An 18,394-nucleotide genomic window follows, 5' to 3' on the forward strand; every position below is an offset into this window, starting at 1 on the left:
GTTTGCAAGAGCCAAATACCAGGTGAGAAGTAACCCAACCACCGCAACAGCGGCAACTCGAGAATGACACTGAGTGTCTGCACACGGTCTCGCGGCGTGTCGCGTGCATTTTGCGCACCCTCACCGCCGACGAGCGGTCACGGACTCCCGATGGCCGGCACCGTGTCGCGCGGATGGGCGTCCTGATAGCCGGGGCACGCGGTCTGGATTTTGAACGTGTGCCACCCCGATTCACCGCGATTCGGCGGCATGCGCCCGCTGACGGTGTAGGTGTCGTCGACCTTGATGCCGGTGATCTCTGCTGGGTCGGCGACGAATCCCGTCGCGTCGCCGTCACGCAGCCCGACCTTCTGGACGACGATGCGGCCCACCTGTGTGAGTTGAATCCGCACCACCTGACCCGTCTTGCCCCGCGCCAGGATGACCAGGCCTCCCCCGGCCGGCTGGCGGGTGCAGACGACCGTGCCGGTGTTGATGGTGTGCGGTTCCCCGTCGAAGACGATCGAGGTGACGGTCGGCGTCCCGGACTCGCACGCACTGATCAACAGCACACCGAGCACCGCCACCAGATCCGGGCGGTGGACGCGCATGTCGCAAGTGAACCAGTTCGCTTCGCGTTGTGCGCGCAAAAGCGAGGGGTCAGCGCGCGCCGAACGGCCGCCACAACAGCGGCGTGACGAACTCCAGGAAGTGCTCGAGCACCGCGTCGGGCGCTTCGATCTGCGGCCAGTGCGCGATGTCGTCGGCCAGCATCACGATGTCGGGGTTCGGGATGACCTCGCGGTACCTGGCGGCCATGTGAGCGCCGGAGTTCGGATCCGACGGGCCGTCGATCAGTCGCATGGGGATCGTCGTCTCGCGCATCGCGCGCACCCAGCGGTTCCGGTGGACGTAGCGGTCATTGATGAAGCGGCCGACCTGGTGCATGACTTTCTTGCCGTCGTTGTAATCGAGGATTTCGTGGAACTTGTCCATCAGCTCCTTCGACGGTTTGGTGTTGACGCCGAACATCTCGTTGATGGTCGGGTCGGCCAGGCGCCGTGACAACGGACTGCCCTGCAGCGGGCGCATGAGGTCGCCCAGCGGGGTTTGCGACATCGCCTTCTGCAGCAGGCGCGGGGTGTAGGACTCGACGAACAGCCCGCCGTTGAGCCACGTGACCGATTCGATGTTCAGATTGCCGTATACCTGATCGCCGAAGTGGTTGCGCGCCAGCAGTTCCTGGCCCACCGAGTCACCGAGGTCGTGGGCCAGAATGTGGACGGTCTGTGCGCCCAGGTGGTCCAGCAGTGCCTCGTGCATGTCGGCGTGATCGTGAATCGAGTACTGATACGCGGACGGCTTGGTGGAGAACCCCATGCCGATCATGTCCGGCGCGATGACGGTGAACTTCTCGCTGAGCGTCGGCCAGATCAGGGACCAGTCCCAGGAATTGAACGGGTAGCCGTGGATGAGCAACAGCACTGGGCCGGTGCCGAGTTCCAACCCGTCGCGGCGGTAGAAGATGTCGAATCCGAGGTAGTCGAAATACTGGCCGGCGGACTTCCAGGCTTCGAGTTCGTCGTGCATGGGGTTGAGCGTAGGCCGCGGACAGTCTGACGTCTCCGCACCGCGTCAGCCAGGCAAGTTGGCGCGCCGAATTACCATTGAGAGCACTGGACAGAGAAGGACATCGGGATGATTCGGCTCCTGCTAGTGCTCGGCGTCGTCGCGGTCATTCTCGCTGTCATCATGATTCTCGGCGGCGCCGCGCTCGGGGCGGTCTTCACCTCCGATCGCAAGGCGCGCCGCCCCCTACCGGCCATGACGCGGGCGTGGCTGTTGTCCATCGCCGTGGTGATCCTGGTCGGTGTCGCGACAGAGGGCATTCTGCTGCTGCCCGCCATGGGCATTGCCGCCATCGGATTGTTGATCACGCACATCGTGATCGACAGTCGGGCCGGGTCTGCGCGTGAACCGTCATCTCAAGAGCTGGAACGTGCCCGGCTCGTCGAAGAATTCGGAGTCGACGGTGTCGAGCTGCTCGACGGTGCACAGGCCGCCATCGAGCAGATCGAACGGTCGGAAGCCGCGGTCGACGGATGGCTCGGTAATGACCTCGACTTCACTGGCGACCTGACGGCGATCCGCGAAAACTGCCGGGCCACACAGGAACTCAATGGCTTGATCACGGAGCTCGGCGGGATCGCCGAGCCCGATTCGGACGATCTGGCGATGCTGGAGGATGCCCGGGCGAAAGTGCGGGAGCTGGGGTCGCGGTCGTGGGCGCGGGTGTATGCCTTGCAGGGCTGCGCCGAGAAGGCCGAGGAGATCGACCGGTCGCTGCGCGACGACCGCGCCCAGGCACAGCTCGCGGAAAAGCGCGACGATGTCCGGAGCCGCATGGCTGCCAAGCTCTATGGGATTGACGCGACGCCTTCGCAGACGCCGTCATCGTCGGTCGACAAGATCACCGCGCTTGCCGCGGCGTTCGCGGAGATCCGGCGCCAGTCCGGAAGTGGCTGACGGAATAGCCCGCTACTCCGTCAGGTGCGACGGTCATCCCTTAGCGGCCGCTTAGCTCAACACATCGGCGTCACAGGTGGTCCTCATCGACCGCGTCGACCGCGACGCACTCCCTTTATGAGTTCGTCCGCACGGTCAGGTTCGACCGCCGGCTCGCAGAGCGGCTCCGATCGGGCCATCTGTAGCAGCTCATCGATGCGATCGGCTTCCTGCCAGACCCTCGATGCGCGGCCAGTCGCAAGCTCGATGATCCGGCCGTCGTCACCCAACGTCACCGTGGTGATCCCACGAGAGGCGAGCACGGCGCCATAGTTGGTGTGGGCGAGTTCTCCTCGACCGCCGCAGCGGTCTCGGCGTTGAACACCACACCTTCCTCGATATTGAGAGCATCGACGTCGATCTCGCCGGCCAGGGCAGCCTCCACGCGGCGCCGCGATGCGGTGTGCTGAGTCGATACCGCCCTACCGATGCGGGCCCAGTGGTCGAGTTGTGGCTTGGCGGAACGGCGCTGTCGGGCGCCCTCGACGGCTGCCGCCTCGAATAGGTCCGCGGCCACTCGAATGACCCGATCATCGGCGTCAGCCATCACACACCTCCGCGTAGCGAGTTACTACAAGGGAAGTAACTCGCTAGCAATAAGGCGTTACAACTGTTCAGGGCGTGGCGAGGGACCGACCCCGACACTCACAGCGCGGGTAGATCGGCTGTTGTCGGTGGACTCCTATATACAGTCCTGTTCAGGTTTGTATGGGGAGGAAAGGAGCGCCGTGATCACCGGTGAGTTGAAGAGCAAGGTCGACCGTGTCTGGGATGCCTTCTGGTCTGGCGGCATCTCCAACCCGATCGAGGTGATCGAGCAGATCACGTACCTGCTGTTCATCCGCCGTCTCGACGACCTGGAGACTCTCGCCGAGAATCGCGCGCGGCGAACTGGATCGTCCGAGGGACTGCGGTTCGGGCCCGACCAGCAGGACCTGCGCTGGTCGCGGTTCAAGAACGACGAGCCAGGTGTCATGTTCGGCCTGATCGCCGACGGTGTGTTCCCGTTCCTGCGGGCACTTGGCGGTGATGGGTCCACTTATTCCGAGCACATGCGCGACGCCCGCTTCACCATCCCGACCCCGGCGCTGCTGTCGAAGGTCGTCGACATGCTCGACGACATCCCCATGGCCGACCGCGACACCAACGGCGACCTGTACGAGTACCTGCTGTCCAAGATCGCCTCGGCCGGCGTGAATGGCCAGTTCCGCACCCCGCGCCACATCATCGAGCTGATGGTGAAGATGACCGCGCCCGGGCCGACAGACGAAATCTGCGACCCTGCGTGCGGAACCGCAGGCTTCCTGGTGTCCGCATCTGAGTATGTGCGCGACACGCACGAGTCAGTACTGACCGATGCAGCGCAGCGGAAGCACTTCCACAACAGCATGTTTCACGGCTACGACTTCGACTCGACCATGCTGCGCATCGGTTCCATGAACATGCTGATGCACGGCATCGAAGCGCCTGACATCCGCTACCGCGACTCGCTGTCCGAGGGCGCCTCGGAGGACACCGAGAAGTACACGCTGATCCTGGCCAATCCCCCGTTCGCCGGCTCGCTGGACTACGAGGCGACGTCCAAGGATCTGCAGCGCATCGTCAAAACCAAGAAGACCGAATTGCTCTTCGTGGCACTGTTTTTGAAGCTGCTCAAACCAGGTGGCCGCGCCGCCGTGATCGTGCCCGACGGCGTGTTGTTCGGATCGTCGAAGGCGCACAAGGAACTTCGCCGGACGTTAGTCGAGGACCAGAAGCTCGACGGCATCGTGAAGCTGCCGTCGGGTGTGTTTCGTCCGTACGCGGGCGTGTCGACCGCGATCTTGCTGTTCACCAAGACCAATTCCGGTGGTACCGACCATGTCTGGTTCTATGACGTGACGGCCGATGGCTTCTCGTTGGACGACAAGCGCAACCCGATCGAGGCCAATGACCTGCCGGATGCGTTGGCGCGGTGGGCTTCACGGGACTCGTCAGAATTGGAGCGGGCACGGACCGAGCAATCGTTCTGCGTGCCGGTCGCGGACATCGTGGCGCAGGGCTACGACCTGTCGCTGAACCGGTACAAGGAGATCGTGCACGACGAGGTCGAGCACCGGCCGCCGCTGGAGATCATTGCGGAGATCGAGAAGCTCGAAAGCGAAATCGCCTTGGGGCTGGCCGAGTTGAAGGCGATGTTGTCGTGAAGACCGTGGCGTTGGGAGAAGTGGCGAAGTTCATTCGCGGCGTGACATTCAAACCGGGAGATGTACTCGATGAGGCGAACGCCAGTTCCACCGGCGTGATGCGTACCAAGAATGTACAGAGCAAACTCGACCTCAGCGACGTCCTGCAGATTCCTCGCGGGCTTGTCCGCCGCGAGGAGCAGTACCTTCGCGGCGGAGACATTCTGGTATCGAGCGCGAACAGTTGGAACCTCGTTGGCCGCTGCTGCTGGGTTCCAAAGCTCGAGAAATCCGCCGCGATAGGAGGTTTCGTGACTGGGCTACGGGCCAACTCGCGTGAACTCGATGCGCGGTATCTGTATCACTGGTTCTCCTCGCCGCGAACACAAGCGACAGTGCGGAATACAGCCAATCAGACGACGAACATTGCGAACCTGAATCTCCGCCTCTGCGAAGCACTTCGGCTGCCTCTCCCCCCGCTCGACGAGCAGCGCCGCATCGCCGCGATCCTCGACCACGCCGACGCCCTGCGAGTCATGCGTCGGCGCTCCGTCGATGCGCTGGCAGAACTGAACGACGCTGCATTCATCGACTGTTTCGGTCACGTACCGGAACCGTCGACACTACTTAATGACGTTGCAACAGTCTCGTCAGGAATCACGAAGGGGCGCAGGACTACTGATGCAACATCGCCAATGCCCTACCTGGCGGTCGCGAACGTCCAGGCCGGGCGCCTTGAACTGAGTTCAGTCAAGACGATTGATGCAACGTCATCCGAAATAGAGCGCTACCGACTAAAGTTTGGTGATCTAGTCCTCACCGAAGGTGGAGATCCCGACAAGCTCGGCAGAGGAACAGTCTGGCGCGACGAGTTGCCGCTGTGCCTGCATCAAAACCATATCTTCCGCGTCCGCATTCAGGATAGTTCGTCGCTCCACCCCGACTATCTGTCGGCCTTCATCTCCAGCAACCAATCACGGTCGTACTTCCTGAAATCTGCAAAACAGACCACGGGAATCGCATCGATCAATATGACACAGCTGAAGGCTCTGCCAGTCCACGTACCAACAGCCGAAGCTCAGTTGCGCTACCTCGATCTGATCCAGTCAATCAACGCTCAGCGTGCCACCGTTGTCGCGTCAGCCAGCTCGTTCGATCGCCTCTTCGCCTCCCTCCAATCCCGCGCCTTCCGAGGCGAACTCTGATGCCGTTCGCTGTAATCGACTTCGAGACAACGGGTCTGGTTCCTGAGCGCACTGACCGTGTCGTGGAGATCGGCGTCGCCCTCACTGATGATTCCGGTCGGATCGAGCACGAATGGACCACCCTGGTCAACCCGCATCGCGACATCGGGGCTACTCACGTCCACGGCATCCAGGCCTGCGACGTCGTTGAGGCACCTGACTTCGCCGCCATCAGCGATTACCTGCTCGAAATGCTCACTGGCCGTGTGGTTGTCGCGCATAATGCGAGTTTCGACATGCGGTTTCTGCATTGGGAGCTCCAGCGGGCCCAGTACGTGATCCCCGAGCGACCAGCCGCGCTCTGCACACGAAAATGGGGCGGGCGAATGACGGGGGCCGCCAAGCTCGCACACTGCTGCGAAGCACTCGGAATCTCACTGACCAACTCGCACTCGGCAATTGGCGATGCTCACGCAACCGCCGAACTCCTGCCACACCTGCTCGCCTTCCACGGCAGCTCCCCCGAGTGGCGCTCCGACCTGGCCCGGTCGGCGACTTTCGGCTGGCCAGCTGCGCGCAGGCGTGCGTCGCAACCCGCGGTCGCTCATCGTGGGCAGTCGTCTGCCGACCCGTACTCGTGGCTACGGTCCGTCCTGGGAGCCGCTTGGGTCCCCGCCAGCCCTGAAGACGAAGCGTCCTACATGATTGTGCTCGATAGCGCCCTGCTCGACCGGGAGATCTCGCGCAGCGAGGGCAAACAGCTGCTGGCCTCTGCCGAAGCGGCGGGCCTATCACGTGGAACCGTGGCGCGGCTGCACCAGGACTACCTGCGTGCGGTAGCGAAGGAAGCTCTGGCCGACGGCGTCGTCACCGGCGACGAGCGGTCCGAGCTCAATGCTGTCGCCGCTGCACTGGGTTTCGGCCCGCCGTACGTCGATGAAGCGCTGGCGTGGGCAGCCGCCGCAACGCCGGAGGTGGTGGACGAATCGACTGCCTTCACGCTACGCCCGGGCGACCGTGTCGTGTTCACCGGCCAGATGAATCGTGGTCGCGACGAATGGGTTTCGACGATCTGCGCCGCGGGGCTTGCCTCTGGCGGCATTTCCAAGTCGACCCGGCTACTGGTGTCGGCGGATCCGGATTCACAGAGCGGCAAGGCCGCCAAAGCCCGTCAGTACGGAATACCGGTGGTGGGCGAAGCAGGGTTCGAGAAGATGTTCGCGAAGTATCGCTCTGCGCAGTGACGACGACGCTACTGTCGAAAAGGCTGAAAGCCAAGCGATGATTGTTTGCTACAAACGGCCGGCACGACCAGGCCAATTGGAGGGGGATCGATGGGCGTTACCGACGCCGATACAGTGGCGCTGATCAACAGTCGAGATGACCGCCTCGCCGTGTGGCACGTCGTCATCGACCCAGGTTGGCCGATGAGCCGTCTGTGCGGGGCTTGGATCGACACTCTGGCGCCGTCCCTATACGCGCAACGCTATCTGCTGCCGTTTGGCGATACCTTGCCCGATTCTTTGGCGGATGTCCGCAGCTCGAGCGCCGGTCTTTTCGATCCGAACGGCACACGCGATGCAGTTGTAGCTGCCATTCAGAAACTCGAAGTACGCCACAAAGATTCACCAACGAAGGCGGGCAAGCCACGCGCGTCGATCAGCTGGCCGGACGTGCCCGATCCGCTGGACTGGTCCGCACTCCCCGCAGTACCTCGCGGAGTGGTCGACGGTCCCTTGGCGAGGGACACCATCGTTGCTGCAATGTGGGTGTCCGACCTGGCTGACGCGTGGGCGAAAGTCGAGGTGATCCGATTGTCACGCGATCACCTCAGTGACGGCGATGTATTGGCACGCCCAATGCCTGTCGCAGTGGCCAAATAAGCGTTCGATGCGATCAGACGCCAATCCTTCGACGGCAATCACGGGAGTTCGAAACAATGATCACCTCGACGGCACAGTGAACTCTGAACCACCGATCGGCCGCTGGCCGGCGTTTGTCCGGCCAACTCTTGCAGTTCTCGCCGACGGCCAAATTTGGCGTACCGCTGATCTTTTCAATGCTGTAGCTGACGAGATGCAGCTCACCGAAGCGCAGCGCGCCGAGACCCTCAGCTCTGGACAGTCACGTGCCCGAAACCGAATGGGCTGGGCGCTATCGGCACTCACTCGAGCGCAAGCTGTCACCAAAGCCCGCAGCGGTTATTCAACGATCACAGATGCGGGCCGACAACTACTCGCTGATCACCCGGTCAACATCACCGAGGAGACGTTGGAGGCCATCCCCGCGTACCGCGAGTACCAACCGACGCCACGCCGGTTGCCGACCAGCACCGAGCCTGCGGATGACATTCGCTACTGGTTCGTCGGCGCTGCGTACCACCAGACCGATGACCGCAGTTCTGAGTTTGTGCAGCAAGGTATTTGGCGAAACGGCAACACGGACAAGTACACCGAAGACGTCAACTCCATGCAGCCGGGCGAACGTATCGCGATCAAGGCCGCATACACGCGGAAGCGCGACCTGCCGTTCGACAACAAGGGCAACCCGGTCTCGGTACTCGGCATCAAGGCCACCGGCACGATCACCCGCAATCACGGCGACGGGCAGACAGTCGACGTCAGTTGGGATCCACCGCAGGCCATCCGTGAGTGGTATTTCTACACCAGCCGCGCCACAGTCTGGAGGGTCGTAGCTGGAGACTGGCGTGCCGATGATCTCATCGCCTTCACCTTCGACGGCGAGGATCAAGACATCGATCAGTTCCGCAATGCCCCGTTCTGGCGCGAACGTTTCGGCGACGAGATTCCCGAAACACCTGATTCCCTCATCGACGAAGAGTCGGACGATGAAGAGCCGGCAACCGATGTCGAGACCTACACCGTCCAGGACATCATCGCCGATGGCTGCTTCATCCCCGCCGACACCTTGACCGGGTACTTGGCTGCACTGAAGTCCAAGAAGAATCTGATTTTGCAAGGCCCACCCGGCACCGGCAAGACCTGGCTGGCCAAGCGCCTCGGCTACGCGCTCATCGGCGAGAAGAGCCGAGAATACCTGCACGCCATCCAATTTCACCCATCCACATCGTACGAGGACTTTGTTCGCGGCTGGCGACCCAGCGCGGACGGCAAGCTGGTACTGGCCGACGGGGCCTTCCTGCAGATTGTCGAGCAAGCCCTCGCCGACCCCGGACACAACTACGTTGTGGTCATCGAGGAGATCAACCGCGGCAACCTCGCTCAGATTTTCGGCGAACTGCTCACGCTGCTCGAGGGCGAAAAGCGCGTGCCGTCCGAAGCCATCAACCTGACCTATCGGAAGGACGGCGAGGAACCGCTCTACCTGCCGCCGAACCTGTTCATCATCGGCACTATGAACCTGGCCGACAGGTCGCTCGCAATCGTCGACTTCGCCCTGCGCCGCCGATTCGCGTTCGCCGACCTGCAGCCGATGTTCAATACTGCATGGCGACAATGGGTTTCCACCCACAGCGGAATACCCGAGGCTGAGCTTGATACCGTCGCCCTCCGCATCGGCGAGGTGAACCAAGCTATCGCCGCCGACCGGTCCCTGGGCGACCAGTATCAAATCGGCCACAGCTTCTTCACACCGCCAACGTCGCGCAAGATCACCAATTCGCAGGACTGGCTGCGTCAGGTTGTACGCCGCGAGATCCGGCCGCTCCTGGCCGAATACTGGTTCGATGAGCCTGACCGGGTTGATCGGGAGACCGACCGCCTGCTTGGTAATTGACCATGACTGGCGTCATCGTCAGCGGCAAGACCGAGATACCGGTCCGCAACCTGTGGCTGCTGATGCTGTATGCGTCCGAGCTGTACGCCAACAACCCGGAGATCCGGGGCGGCGGCGCCGAGGATCGACCAGACGAACTCCCCGACCTGGTTGCCGAGGTCCTCGCTCGTGCGGTCGAACGCCGCCTCCAACGCAGCCTCAGCCGGGCTTACGTGACACGCAGCCAGCCGCTCACTCGGGTACGCGGCAGGATCGATGTCATCAAAACCGAATCGGCGCAGCTGCTTTCGCGGGGCCAGGTGGCGTGCCGCTATGACGAACTTGTCGTCGACAACCCCACCAATCGGCTGATCTGCGCCGGACTGATCGTCGCCGGAACCATCGCACAGGACGGCGACCGTGCTCATCGTTGCCGTCAGCTCGCCGGCATGCTCAGGCTGCAAGGAGTCACTCCAACGCTGGTCAGCCGCGCGAATGCCGACGCAATCACTTTGGGTCGTAATCAGATTGCCGACCTCGATGCGGTGAACGCGGCCCGACTTCTACTCCGGATGAACATCCCGAACGAGGAAGCCGGTACCGCGCACCGGATGTCACCCCGACGAGACGTTGCTGACATCCGCCGCCTGTACGAGGCCGCCGTGCGCGGCTTCTATCGGGCGACGCTGCGACCGCCCTGGCGGGTTCATGCTGGCGAAACCAAGCACAACTGGCCGCTGCAGGAACAGTCCCCCGGCGCGCTGGCGATCCTGCCCGTGATGCGCACCGACACCATCCTGGAACGGCCGGACCGACGCATCATCGTCGAAACCAAATTCGCCGACGCCCTCAAGCCGAATCAGTTTGGTACACCCAAGCTTTCCCGCAATCACCTGTTCCAGCTCTACGCGTACGTGCAGTCCCAGCATGATCGGGACGAGTTGAGTGCGACGACCGAAGGCGTTCTGTTGTATCCCGTCGTCGGCGGAGAGCTCGACGAGTTCGTGGTGATCAACGGGCACCGGTACCGATTCCTCACGGTGGACCTTACTGCGGCGGCTACGGAGATCCGGCAGAGACTCATGGCCGTTGTTGTCGGTTAGCAGCGGTACGTTCGCCGTGTGCCCACGGATGCGCTACTACGTTGGAGGTCCGAACGCTGTGCAGCGTTGGACAGCCTCGAAGCAGTGCATGCGCGCGTCACCGAGAAAAAGCCTGGTCGCCAGTACGCAACTGAGCACCTCAACCTCGCACTGTTCCTGCGTCTTGCCGCTGAGTTCCAGGGGTTCTGCCGGGACCTGCACACCGACGTGGCGCTCGCTATCGTCGCCGACCTCGACGACTTCTCAGGTGCTGAGGTCCACCGCAAACTTCTCCTATCGTCGCTACGGCGCGGCCGAAAACTTGACGTCGGCAACGCAAGCCCAGGCAATATCGGCAACGACTTCATGTATCTCGGCATGACATTGTGGGCGGATATCAAGAACCGGTACCCGACCAAAGGGCCAAGGTGGAACGCAGTCTTGGAGGATCTGAACAACGTTCGCAACGCCGTCGCCCACAGTGATGAGACGAAGCTGGCCATCGTTCGCACGCAACAGCCATTGACTCTGCGGACATTCCGAACGTGGCGCCGCGCGCTGAACGATGCGGCGACTGGCTTCGACACCGTGGTGCGCTCATACTTGGAAGACGTAACCGGAAAGTGACTGCAGGAGGTGGGAACCATGGCGGGGCGTAAGAAGGGCGAGTTCGCCATCGGCGACTCCGTCCACGTCGAGTTCGGGGGTCGGGACCTCATCGGCACTGTTACCGAAGTCAGCGGCTACCGTGTCTACGTCTCCGTGGAAATCGAAGGCTCCAACGAACCCTTCACCACCGTGTATCCAGCAGAGGAACTCGTACCTGCATAGTTCCCGTGTCGATGGTCAGCTCGCGCGCACCGCTCCGACAACCTCCCTCGCCATCGACAACGGATGGGCCGGAAACTGGCCATCGAAATCGGGCAGCTCGCTCATGTTCATCACGAAGCCCGTCTTCAGACCGGTGTAGGGGTCGCGGGCCCAGCCGCCCATCGGGTCATCTGCGGTGGGCTCATGAAGCCAATCATTTTGCCGCGCAATCTCATATACCGCGGCGTCGCGCATGCCAGTGGTGTGACCTTCGACGAAGAAACCCTGGACCTGTTGCACATGCTCGGCGTGTAGGTGCAACGTCAGGTTGTACTGCACGGCGTCAGACTCCTGCTTGATCTTCATGAGGCTGTATACGAACGGCACCCCGGTTGCCGTCCGCTCGACGTCGACCTCGATCAGCCCGGCCTGTCCGGCAACGACGGCGTCAGCTTCGAGGAGTCCGTCGATCATCTGGTCCTTGTCGAGCGGCATCGCGCACTCGGCCGGGTAGGGCCGCGTCGTCACGGTTCCCGTTGCGTCGTCAGCGAACAGGTAGCCGAACGCCTGCGTTCCGGGCGGATCGTCGGGCAGCAGCCTGCTCTGTTGCCAGTAATCAGCAAGCGCGAGCGTCGGCCCACCACCCCACAGGTTGACACGCATCATCGACTCCTTCTGAATTTGTCGCTCAAGTCATACACGTCGACTCAGACATTCAGACAGGTGACATGTCGTCACGCCCAACTTGTCGGTGGCGCGTGCGACGCTATGCGGCTTTCGACCGAACCGACGCAGGAGAATCCACAATGTCCGCACCACAGCAGCAGAACTTCCGAGTGGATCTCGGCGGCGTCATCTCGCTGCTCAGCAAGAACCTCTATTCCAGCCCGGGCGTGTACGTCCGCGAATTGATTCAGAACGCCTTCGACGCCACCCTCGCCCGCGACGCACTCAGCGACACGCCGACCCCGCGGACCATCACCATCTCGCCATTCGGCGTCACCTCTCCGGACTCCCCGGCCACCGAATTCGCGATCACCGACGCCGGCATCGGCGTCACCGCCGATCAAGTCGAGCAGTTCCTGGCCACCGTCGGCGCCAGTTCCAAGCGTGACGAGTTGGCCCGCAGCAGGCGCACCTACATCGGGCAGTTCGGCATCGGCCTGCTGAGCTGTTTTCTGATCGCCGACGAGATCACCGTGATCTCGCGCAGCGCCGACGGCTCCGCGCCGATTGAATGGATCGGCAACAGCGATGGGACCTACACCGTCCGACCCATCGCCGACGACGTCGCCGTCGGCACCACCGTCCGGCTTCGGCCCCGTCCAGACATGATCGGATGGGCCCGTGCGGAGCAGGTGACTCCCCTGGTCCAGCGCTACGCCGAGTTTCTGCCGATCGACATCACTGTGCTGAGAAGTCAAGGAAACAGGGAAGTTTCACGCCGGTACCCCTGGGCTGACGACTTCGGATCCCACCGCTCCAGCGTGCAGCAGGGTGTTCCACCCGTGTACGGCGGGGTCGGAGTGGGGCGCCAGTTCGACGTCGTTGCGATCAACGACGCCGGCCTCGGTTTGGATGCCGTCGCCTACATCGGTACGGCGGTGGGCAAATCGAAGTCCAGCGCCCGAAACCGGGTGTACGTCAACGACATGCTGATTGACGACGTGGACGCGACGCTGCTTCCGTCATGGGCGTTCTTTGCCTGGGCGGTAGCCAACTCGACCACACTGGAGCCGACAGCCAGCCGTGAGGCCATCGTCGACAACGCGGCGCTGGTCGCGACCCGACGCAAGCTCGGGCAGGCAGCGCTGAAGTGGTTGCGCACCTTGGCAGATACCGACCCGCAGCGGTTCTCCGAGTTCGTCGCCGACAACGAACTGGAGCTGCGCTCGGCAGCCACACGTGACGCAGACGGCGAGAATCTGGAGCTTGCCGAAGTCGTCCTACCGATGCTGACGGTCCAAACGACAGCAGGGCAGATGCGCCTGGTCGACGTGGTCGCCCACAGCCCGAACGTTCTCTATGCCGTGTCCGTCAAGGAATTTCACACCATCGCCAGCTTCAACCCGGATGGACGACTCGTCGTCAACGCCGGCCACACACTGGACCAGGAGGTGCTGCTGATGCTGCCGCAGGTCCTTTCCGGAGTGACGGTCACCCGCGCCTACCCCGCTTCCGAAGTGGCCGCACTCGCCGTACCGCCCACGGATTCGATCGGCGACTTTCTGACTTTCGAACGGCGGGCGACCCAGGCGCTCAAAGCATCTGGTGCTCGCGTTGTGGTGCGCCAGTTTCCCTCCGCCGACCTGCCCGCGGTGTTCATCGGACACGGACAGATCGACGTGGCATCGCCCGGGTACGGCAACCTCGTGCATCTGGTGGTGAATTGGGGCAATCGGGTCATCCGTGCACTGACCCGCACGAACGATGATCTGGTATTCGACCGCCTCATCCAGTTGCTCTACGTGCAGGCGCGGATGGCCGCCCAATGCGACGGCCCCGAGGACCGAGCGCTGCTATCGGAGGCCCTCGACGACGTCGTTCTGCTCGCCGCAGGCGTGGACGGAACGGAGGTCGGGAGATGAGCGTGCAACCGACCGCTGAGGAATGCGAATTCCTCGGCGATGAGGCGGCCGGGGCAGGACAGTTGGAGAAGGCTCTGGATCACTACAGTCAAGCGCGGCAATTGCGTTGCGACGCACTGACGATGGCGTTGGCGGGCGACGATCTCGACTCGCAGTCGATGTCTACTTACGGCACCGATAGCGCCCGGTTGAATCAGAAGATCCGCACGATCGTGGACGAGTTGAATCCACCAAAGACGCTGAGCGAGCGGATCGCGGACCTGCGGGTCGAGATGGACGAGCATCTGATATCGGGCCGGCTCAATCTCGCCTCCCACCTCAGTACCCAACTCGGCGCGGCGTACGAGGAGCTCGGCGACATGGACGAAGCCGAGACCGCCTATCGATCCGCCGTGGTACTCGCCCGGCAGGTCGACGCTCGTGATCCCGAGTTGTTGCTGCACACTTTTTGGGCGTTGATCGACTTTCTGCCGCCTTCCGAGGAATCGGTGGCGCTGGCGAAGGAAATGGCTTCGAATCTGATCGACCGCCGCGAGATGTACCACCCGATGCGGGCAGCTGACGCGGCGTACCGGCTCGCGCTGGCAGAGCTGGATTTCGCCGAAATCGCGCCGCAGCATGTGGATTCCGCGATCGACGGCAGCACGCGCGAGGCAATCGAAATGCTCGACGGTGTCTGCTTCCACGACAAAAGCCAGGAGCTCCAGCGATGGGTCGCCGCAGTGCTGCGGGCCGTCGGCCGCGACACCGACGCCGACCATTGGCGGGCCGCGGCCGACCGATACGAAGACTGGGAATGGTTCACGGACCAGCAGATTCCCGGGCACGTGCACCTGTGGGACATTCGGTACTGACCCTACGGCCTCGCTAGACTGGCCCTGAAGTCAGCGAAGGGGGTCGCATGGCGGACTTGGGGGGCGCACGGCTGCGCATCGAGACCGAGCCGGTCAAAGCAGCTGCGAACGAGTTTCGGACCATCGCCGATGAGTTGCGTGAAGAACTGCGCCAGCTCGTCGCGTCGGTCGATGACGTAGTCGAAGGTTCGTGGCGCGGTGAGGCCGCTCGGATGTTCGGCCGCGATTGGGATGAGTTTCGCGCCGCCGCGACGAAGATCGTCGACGACGCCGACGAAATCGCGATCCGGGTCGTCCAAAGCGTGGAGGCCTACGCAGCACAGGATGAGCGCGGTGGATCGATCGTTCGCAGCGGGTGGGATGAGCGGTAGGTCGCAATGACTGGGTACACCGTCGACGTCGACGCGCTCAATGAACTGCGGTCGAGAATGCAGGCCTACCTGGCGCACTGCGAGAGTTCGCTGAGCCGGGTGGAAGCGCTCATCGGTCAGGTGTCGCAGTCATGGGACGGCGCAGCCGCCGAGGCATATGAGGCTCGCCACCGGGACTGGGTGCAGTCAGCGCACGACATGCGCACCGAGCTCGAGGACTTCACCGCTTGGTCCGCCCAGGCCGAAGACGCCTACCGGACAGTCATGGCGATGAATCTGCGCATGGCCGGCCAGTAGCGAGCATCCATGGGTACTTGGGTTGTCGATTCAGACTGGTATTTCCTGACCGCGGCGATACTCGGCCGTGCGGGATCGAAGGTGGCTGGTGCTGCCGGCGTGGTCTCAGGCGCGTCGCACGGCTCCGGCCACATGGCCGGCAACGACCCGGTCGGCACGAAATGGGGATCGCGGTATGACAGCGCCGCGCGCGATGCTCTCGGTGGCGCCGATTCGCTGGCACAAGCCTGGTCCTCGCTGGCTGGACGCGTCTACCAAGCCGGAATCAACCATGCGTGGGCTGAGTTCCACGCCGGCCGTCGCAAGATTCCCGTCCCGGCGAATCTGCCACCCCGACCGGCGATCTCTGAACCGTCGTCGACGATCTCCAGTTCCGTGGGCGCCAATGGCGTCGGCCTGACCGACATCATCCCCGGCTTGGTCGAGGCGGTTGGCAAGGAAACTCCGAACGCAGACACGAAGGGCCTCGACGCCGCTTCGGACATGTGGCAACGGTTCGCAACGACGGTCGCTGAAGCTGTCAGTGACGTGGTGAGTCAGGTCAGACGACCGGACCACGACATGCCCGACGCCACCGCGTTCTACGAGACAATCGCCAATCTGAGCGCTCCCGCGGATGCCGTCGCCGCCGACGGCCGCACACTGAGTGCCCTAACGCACAGCTTCTCTGCAGCCACCAGCGCGATGCGCGCGAACATCGCCAGTGAGGTCAACAGCACCGCGATGTGGATGGGCGGGGCCGCGTCAGTCGTGGTGCTGTCGTCGGAAGTCACTGGCGGCGCGTCATTCCGGGCTGTGCCCGCGGCCATGCGGTGGCGGCTCAACCAGGCCGGCACCAACATCCGGAGCTACATCGCCGCGGTAGAAACCGCTGCGACAGCGATCGATTCACTCACCGTTGCACTCGACCCGACCAAGAAGGGTCTGCTCGACCGCCAGAAGTTCGTCGACATCGAGATCTACGATCCCGACGGCACCAAGACCCATCACCATCGCATTCCCCTGTCCAAGTGGCTGGCCTGGCAGAACTATCTGCACCGCGGCGGCCAAGAGTGGGACTGGAATCGCTGGAGCGCCAACTACGACCAGCTTCAAGAGAACTCTGCAAACGGCTGGTGGTTCGACAAATACGCGGCCGAAGTGATGGGCTACAGCAAGGACGACGGATGGCATTCGCAATACTCAGACCAGACGATCGTCCCCGGTCGTCGCTGGGACTGGGTGAGTCCCGATCTCAACGAGTTCATCGAGAACAAGAGTGGACGCCTCGACATGGACCAGCTGGCCAAAGACGAACGCGTTCTAGCCCTCGGTCATCAGCTCACCTACAACCTCAACGCAAACTATCCGTACAGCCCAGCGGAGATCGCTGCGCTCCAGAGTCTGCAAGACAGATATCCAGACCAGTTCACGGTGAATCGACTGTGACCAACAGGGAGAATCAGGATGGGTAAGTCGTTCGACTACGTCCCCGTGCAACTCACCAAGGCGTTCCGCGAAGCGCAAACCAACGAACAGTTCTTGGGTTGGCTGAAGATGCAGGAAGCCTCGATGGAAATCGAATTTCCCTATGAAGACCTACCGGACGTGCGCGACATCATGTTCACCAAAGACAGTCTTGCGGTAGTCGAACAGAAGCTGATGGAGCTGTACCCCGACGATCCCAGCGCCTATGCAAATGAGGAAGCTGTTCACCGAACGATGCGCTACGCGTACTACGTTGGCGAAACAGTCCGACGTGCCATTGAAGCAACCTGGGTAGCACTGCCGCCGCCCAGCCAGAAAGGCCAACCGGGAGCGTTGCTCCCGGCCATCGACGTGCTCTTCGACGAGATGTTGGTTCAACCCTTGCTGTTGATCCGATTCGCACTCACCCGCCGAACAGGCCTGGAGATCACGCGCGTGTACAACAACATTCTGCGTCTCTATGACGAATGGGCTGAAAAGGGTCGTCCACCACGGGAGTTTGGCGGCACCTTGCGCGAGGAATGAGTGGCTGACGTTGAAGAATCGTCATGGGTGAGTCCTTCGACTACGTCCCGACACAACTCACTCGAGCGTTCCGCGATGCACAGTCCAACGAACAGTTCCTGGGCTGGCTGAAGATGCAGGAAGCGGTCATGGAGATCGAATTCCCGTACTACGACCTCCCCGAGATACGCGAGCAGATGTACACCGAAGCGAGCTTGGCGATAGTCGAACAGAAGCTCCTCGACCTGTACGACAACCATCGAAGCGCCTTCTCGCTCGAGAACGTCCACACGACCATGAGGTACGTCTACTACGTTGGCGAAACATTTCGCCGTGCCTGTGAAGGGACATGGGTGGCCCTCCCCGTGGCCGACGCATACCTACCTGCGATTGACTTTCCGATGCGCGAAACCATGACTAAGCCAACAGACCTCGTAGAGGGAGCAGTCAACCGACGCGACGGGAAACACCTGACGAAGGTCTTCGGACACGCCGTGCGCAGCTATCGCGAGTGGACTGAAGCAGGCAAGCCCGAACGGACCTTCCGCGGCACCCTGCGCGAAGCCGACGAATAGGCGGGCCGTCCTAGTTTTTGAACCGAGCAACCAATCAGTCACAACTTGTCGGCTCGACATGCAACACTGCTCGGTTCGCCCGCCAGCAAAGGAATTCGCATCGTGACAACACCTCGACCATTGACCGGCAGAAATTGACGAGAGTAATTGTCAATACCTGTGGATTGGTGTTTTTCAGGCGACCTCCGTTCCGGTCGGGGTGGCCGGGTTGTCGGCCG

19 protein-coding genes and 1 pseudogene are annotated in these 18,394 nt (G+C 62.4%); 16 read left to right on the top strand and 4 right to left on the bottom strand.

What is annotated here, in order from left to right:
* Window positions 1–137 precede the first annotated feature (137 nt).
* Window positions 138–590: a lipoprotein LpqH gene (locus ACJH6H_RS28610; protein ID WP_212811671.1), complete on the bottom strand. Its 453-nt coding sequence runs from the start codon at window positions 588–590 to the stop codon at window positions 138–140.
* Between the two features lie 49 nt (window positions 591–639).
* Entirely contained in the window at window positions 640–1,569 is a 930-nt protein-coding gene (locus ACJH6H_RS28615) for an alpha/beta fold hydrolase (protein ID WP_212811676.1), read from the bottom strand.
* Window positions 1,570–1,677: 108 nt separating this feature from the next.
* Between ACJH6H_RS28615 and ACJH6H_RS28620 the strand changes: the two genes are divergently transcribed.
* Window positions 1,678–2,505: a hypothetical protein gene (locus ACJH6H_RS28620; protein ID WP_212811678.1), complete on the top strand. Its 828-nt coding sequence runs from the start codon at window positions 1,678–1,680 to the stop codon at window positions 2,503–2,505.
* Window positions 2,506–2,747: 242 nt separating this feature from the next.
* Here the strand turns inward: ACJH6H_RS28620 and ACJH6H_RS28625 are convergent.
* Window positions 2,748–3,091 (bottom strand): annotated as a pseudogene (locus ACJH6H_RS28625) (TA system antitoxin ParD family protein); the annotation flags it as partial.
* A 181-nt stretch (window positions 3,092–3,272) separates the two neighbouring features.
* On the opposite strand from ACJH6H_RS28625, the gene ACJH6H_RS28630 reads away from it, so the two are divergent.
* The 8 genes from ACJH6H_RS28630 (at window position 3,273) to ACJH6H_RS28665 (ending at window position 11,541) form a co-directional block, all read left to right on the top strand.
* Window positions 3,273–4,730: an N-6 DNA methylase gene (locus ACJH6H_RS28630; RefSeq protein ID WP_406776283.1), complete on the top strand. Its 1,458-nt coding sequence runs from the start codon at window positions 3,273–3,275 to the stop codon at window positions 4,728–4,730.
* Complete coding sequence (locus ACJH6H_RS28635) at window positions 4,727–5,914, top strand: restriction endonuclease subunit S (protein WP_406776284.1); 1,188 nt, start codon at window positions 4,727–4,729, stop codon at window positions 5,912–5,914. Before ACJH6H_RS28630 ends, ACJH6H_RS28635 begins: the two co-directional genes overlap by 4 nt.
* The gene (locus ACJH6H_RS28640; RefSeq protein ID WP_406776285.1) at window positions 5,914–7,137 is read left to right on the top strand and encodes an exonuclease domain-containing protein; all 1,224 of its coding nucleotides are present in this window, start codon (window positions 5,914–5,916) and stop codon (window positions 7,135–7,137) included. Before ACJH6H_RS28635 ends, ACJH6H_RS28640 begins: the two co-directional genes overlap by 1 nt.
* Before the next feature lie 90 nt (window positions 7,138–7,227).
* The gene (locus tag ACJH6H_RS28645; RefSeq protein ID WP_406776286.1) at window positions 7,228–7,776 is read left to right on the top strand and encodes a hypothetical protein; all 549 of its coding nucleotides are present in this window, start codon (window positions 7,228–7,230) and stop codon (window positions 7,774–7,776) included.
* 7 nt (window positions 7,777–7,783) lie between these two features.
* Window positions 7,784–9,649 carry an AAA family ATPase gene (locus ACJH6H_RS28650; protein WP_406776287.1) on the top strand — a complete coding sequence of 622 codons (1,866 nt, stop codon included), beginning with the start codon at window positions 7,784–7,786 and terminating at the stop codon, window positions 9,647–9,649.
* A 2-nt stretch (window positions 9,650–9,651) separates the two neighbouring features.
* Complete coding sequence (gene mcrC / locus ACJH6H_RS28655; protein ID WP_406776288.1) at window positions 9,652–10,731, top strand: 5-methylcytosine-specific restriction endonuclease system specificity protein McrC; 1,080 nt, start codon at window positions 9,652–9,654, stop codon at window positions 10,729–10,731.
* Window positions 10,732–10,797: 66 nt separating this feature from the next.
* Entirely contained in the window at window positions 10,798–11,337 is a 540-nt protein-coding gene (locus ACJH6H_RS28660; RefSeq protein ID WP_073694831.1) for a hypothetical protein, read from the top strand.
* Window positions 11,338–11,355: 18 nt separating this feature from the next.
* Window positions 11,356–11,541, top strand: a complete 186-nt coding sequence (locus ACJH6H_RS28665) for a hypothetical protein (RefSeq protein ID WP_073694832.1) — start codon at window positions 11,356–11,358, stop codon at window positions 11,539–11,541.
* A gap of 15 nt (window positions 11,542–11,556) precedes the next feature.
* Here ACJH6H_RS28665 and ACJH6H_RS28670 read toward each other — a convergent pair whose 3' ends face one another.
* On the bottom strand, window positions 11,557–12,183 hold the full coding sequence (locus ACJH6H_RS28670; protein WP_406776289.1) for a hypothetical protein: 627 nt from the start codon (window positions 12,181–12,183) through the stop codon (window positions 11,557–11,559).
* 143 nt (window positions 12,184–12,326) lie between these two features.
* Here ACJH6H_RS28670 and ACJH6H_RS28675 point away from each other — a divergent pair, with 143 nt between their 5' ends.
* Genes ACJH6H_RS28675 through ACJH6H_RS28705 form a run of 7 tightly spaced genes read left to right on the top strand, consistent with a single transcriptional unit; the run spans window position 12,327 to window position 18,176 of the window.
* Complete coding sequence (locus ACJH6H_RS28675; protein WP_406776290.1) at window positions 12,327–14,108, top strand: ATP-binding protein; 1,782 nt, start codon at window positions 12,327–12,329, stop codon at window positions 14,106–14,108.
* Entirely contained in the window at window positions 14,105–14,962 is an 858-nt protein-coding gene (locus tag ACJH6H_RS28680; protein ID WP_406776291.1) for a hypothetical protein, read from the top strand. Before ACJH6H_RS28675 ends, ACJH6H_RS28680 begins: the two co-directional genes overlap by 4 nt.
* A 47-nt stretch (window positions 14,963–15,009) precedes the next feature.
* Entirely contained in the window at window positions 15,010–15,333 is a 324-nt protein-coding gene (locus ACJH6H_RS28685; RefSeq protein ID WP_083612067.1) for a WXG100 family type VII secretion target, read from the top strand.
* Between the two features lie 6 nt (window positions 15,334–15,339).
* Window positions 15,340–15,630, top strand: coding sequence for a WXG100 family type VII secretion target (locus tag ACJH6H_RS28690; RefSeq protein ID WP_073694836.1), 291 nt, complete (start codon window positions 15,340–15,342; stop codon window positions 15,628–15,630).
* 9 nt (window positions 15,631–15,639) lie between these two features.
* Complete coding sequence (locus ACJH6H_RS28695; RefSeq protein ID WP_406776292.1) at window positions 15,640–17,058, top strand: hypothetical protein; 1,419 nt, start codon at window positions 15,640–15,642, stop codon at window positions 17,056–17,058.
* Between the two features lie 18 nt (window positions 17,059–17,076).
* A complete protein-coding gene (locus ACJH6H_RS28700) occupies window positions 17,077–17,622 on the top strand; it encodes a hypothetical protein (protein ID WP_061002862.1) in 546 nt (181 codons plus the stop codon).
* A gap of 23 nt (window positions 17,623–17,645) precedes the next feature.
* On the top strand, window positions 17,646–18,176 hold the full coding sequence (locus tag ACJH6H_RS28705; RefSeq protein WP_073694932.1) for a hypothetical protein: 531 nt from the start codon (window positions 17,646–17,648) through the stop codon (window positions 18,174–18,176).
* Window positions 18,177–18,394 lie beyond the last annotated feature (218 nt).

The sequence above is a fragment of the Mycobacterium sp. SMC-21 genome (genome assembly GCF_045310825.1).
Classification (GTDB): Bacteria; Actinomycetota; Actinomycetes; order Mycobacteriales; family Mycobacteriaceae; genus Mycobacterium.

Coding starts and splice junctions, on each gene's coding strand:
- ACJH6H_RS28610 (WP_212811671.1), bottom strand. CDS start 590: ATGCGCGTCCACCGCCCGGATCTGGTGGCGGTGCTCGGTGTGCTGTTG.
- ACJH6H_RS28615 (WP_212811676.1), bottom strand. CDS start 1,569: ATGCACGACGAACTCGAAGCCTGGAAGTCCGCCGGCCAGTATTTCGAC.
- ACJH6H_RS28620 (WP_212811678.1), top strand. CDS start 1,678: ATGATTCGGCTCCTGCTAGTGCTCGGCGTCGTCGCGGTCATTCTCGCT.
- ACJH6H_RS28640 (WP_406776285.1), top strand. CDS start 5,914: ATGCCGTTCGCTGTAATCGACTTCGAGACAACGGGTCTGGTTCCTGAG.
- ACJH6H_RS28645 (WP_406776286.1), top strand. CDS start 7,228: ATGGGCGTTACCGACGCCGATACAGTGGCGCTGATCAACAGTCGAGAT.
- ACJH6H_RS28650 (WP_406776287.1), top strand. CDS start 7,784: ATGCGATCAGACGCCAATCCTTCGACGGCAATCACGGGAGTTCGAAAC.
- mcrC (WP_406776288.1), top strand. CDS start 9,652: ATGACTGGCGTCATCGTCAGCGGCAAGACCGAGATACCGGTCCGCAAC.
- ACJH6H_RS28665 (WP_073694832.1), top strand. CDS start 11,356: ATGGCGGGGCGTAAGAAGGGCGAGTTCGCCATCGGCGACTCCGTCCAC.
- ACJH6H_RS28670 (WP_406776289.1), bottom strand. CDS start 12,183: ATGCGTGTCAACCTGTGGGGTGGTGGGCCGACGCTCGCGCTTGCTGAT.
- ACJH6H_RS28675 (WP_406776290.1), top strand. CDS start 12,327: ATGTCCGCACCACAGCAGCAGAACTTCCGAGTGGATCTCGGCGGCGTC.
- ACJH6H_RS28680 (WP_406776291.1), top strand. CDS start 14,105: ATGAGCGTGCAACCGACCGCTGAGGAATGCGAATTCCTCGGCGATGAG.
- ACJH6H_RS28685 (WP_083612067.1), top strand. CDS start 15,010: ATGGCGGACTTGGGGGGCGCACGGCTGCGCATCGAGACCGAGCCGGTC.
- ACJH6H_RS28690 (WP_073694836.1), top strand. CDS start 15,340: ATGACTGGGTACACCGTCGACGTCGACGCGCTCAATGAACTGCGGTCG.
- ACJH6H_RS28695 (WP_406776292.1), top strand. CDS start 15,640: ATGGGTACTTGGGTTGTCGATTCAGACTGGTATTTCCTGACCGCGGCG.
- ACJH6H_RS28700 (WP_061002862.1), top strand. CDS start 17,077: ATGGGTAAGTCGTTCGACTACGTCCCCGTGCAACTCACCAAGGCGTTC.
- ACJH6H_RS28705 (WP_073694932.1), top strand. CDS start 17,646: ATGGGTGAGTCCTTCGACTACGTCCCGACACAACTCACTCGAGCGTTC.